This window comes from Brevibacterium samyangense, assembly GCF_039529845.1.
In the GTDB taxonomy this organism is placed as follows: domain Bacteria; phylum Actinomycetota; class Actinomycetes; order Actinomycetales; family Brevibacteriaceae; genus Brevibacterium; species Brevibacterium samyangense.
The window spans coordinates 198,704-200,510 of the sequence record NZ_BAAANO010000005.1 but is presented as its reverse complement, the minus strand read 5'-3'; the positions used below and the strand labels follow the sequence as shown (position 1 = coordinate 200,510).

1 pseudogene is annotated in these 1,807 nt (G+C 73.7%); it reads left to right on the top strand.

From position 1 onward, the window contains the following. Positions 1-1,807 (top strand): annotated as a pseudogene (locus tag ABD172_RS03180) (hypothetical protein); the annotation flags it as partial.

The following is a 1,807-nucleotide window of genomic DNA, read 5'->3' as shown; positions in this document are numbered from 1 at the left end:
ACCCGGTCGCCGCGGCGGCCGACGAGACCGGGGACACCCCGGCGCAGTTCCTCCCCTCGCCCTCGCACGAGGCGCAGGTCGCGGCGGTCGACGCCGCTCTCGGCGCCTACCTCGACGAGGTGCCGCTCGCCCAGACCCAGGTGTTCGTCGCCGGCCTCGCGGACTCCGCCCGCCCCTCCCGGCTGCGCGCGGTGATCCGCGCCGGATCCGGCGTCGAGAACCCCGGCTACCTCGGGAGCACGACGACCCGCCAGGACGACCTCCTCCAGCTCACCGACCTCAGCGGCACCGTGCTCACCGCCGCTGGGATCACCTCGACCCCGGCCGGTGCTGCGGTCGACCCGCTCACGACGACCGCCTCGGACGCCCCGGTGGCCGATCGCGTCGCCCACGTACAGGCGGACGCCACGCGGTCGGCGACCATCCACAAGAGCGCCCAGACCTTCTCCGTCTTCCTCGACGTCGCCTTCTACGTCCTCGTGCTCGCGCTCGGCGTCGTGTTCGCCGCGGGGCTCGCGCCACGCCGCTCCCCCGAGACGCGGGCCGCCTTCCGCCGCATCCGCACCCGCGTGCTCGCCTGGGTCGGGCTCGTGCTCGGATGTGTGCCCATGGGATCGTTCCTCGCCGGGGTCCTGCCGTGGTCACGCTTCCCCGTGCCCGAGGCGGGCCTCGGCCTCGCGATCGCCGCGGGCACCCTCGCACTCGTCGCCGTTGCCGTGCTCGGTCCGTGGCGCCACACGTGGCGCGGCCGGATCACGGCCGTCTCCCTCGTCACCGCGGTCGTGCTCGCCGGGGACATCGCGGTCGGTTCGCACCTCCAGTACGACAGCCTCATGGGGTACAACCCGATCGTCGCCGGACGCTTCTACGGGCTCGGGAACCAGGGCGTGGCCGTCTTCATCGTCGCGGTGTTCCTCGCGCTCGGGGTGCTCGCCGGACACCTCGTGCGGGCGGGGAGGCGGACGACCGCCTTGTGGCTCATCGCCCTCGTCGGCCTCGCGTCCGTCGGCACACTCGGCAATCCCGCATGGGGTGCGAAGTTCGGTGGCACGATCGCGGTGCTCGCCGGGTTCCTCGTCCTCGCCGCGCTCGTCGCCGGCATCCGGCTCAACATCTGGCGGCTCGGGCTCATCGGCCTCGTGTCGCTCGGGGCGATCGTCGCGGTCGCCGGGCTCGACCACCTGCGGCCGGAGTCCCAGCAGTCGCATTTCGGGCGGTTCTTCGGACAGGCCCTCAGCGGGGAGCTCGTCGAGATCATCGGCCGGAAACTCGGCGCGAATCTCAATATCGTCGCGATCAATCCGGCGCTCGCGATCGTCCTGCCGCTCGCCCTCGTCACCGTGCTCGTGTTCCTCTCCTATCTGCGTGGCGCCCACTTGTCGACGGCGACCGGGGGGCAGTCCTTCGGCGGACGGCTCGCCGGCAGCCGATTCCTCGGTCTGTGGGACGGGCCGCTGCCGGATCTCTTCGCCGACCGCACGCTCCACCACGGGTTCCTCGCGATCGCCACGGCCCTCGGTGTCGGTCTCGTCATCACCGACTCCGGTGTCGCCGTGCCGGCGACCGGAGCGTTCGTCCTCGTCCCGTTCCTCCTCGCACTCGCGGGGGACCTCGGGGTTCGAGGGGTCACCGGGGACGCCGGTGGCCCCGGAACGCGCGGCGCCGATCCGGACGGTGCAGCCCGGGACGATGCAGCCCGGGACGGTGCAGCCCGGGACGGCGCCGTCGGAGGCGGTGGCACCGCGGACACGACCGGCCGGGCGGACCGCGGTGACACGGTGGCGCCGGGGCGGGGCGCCTCGGCGGG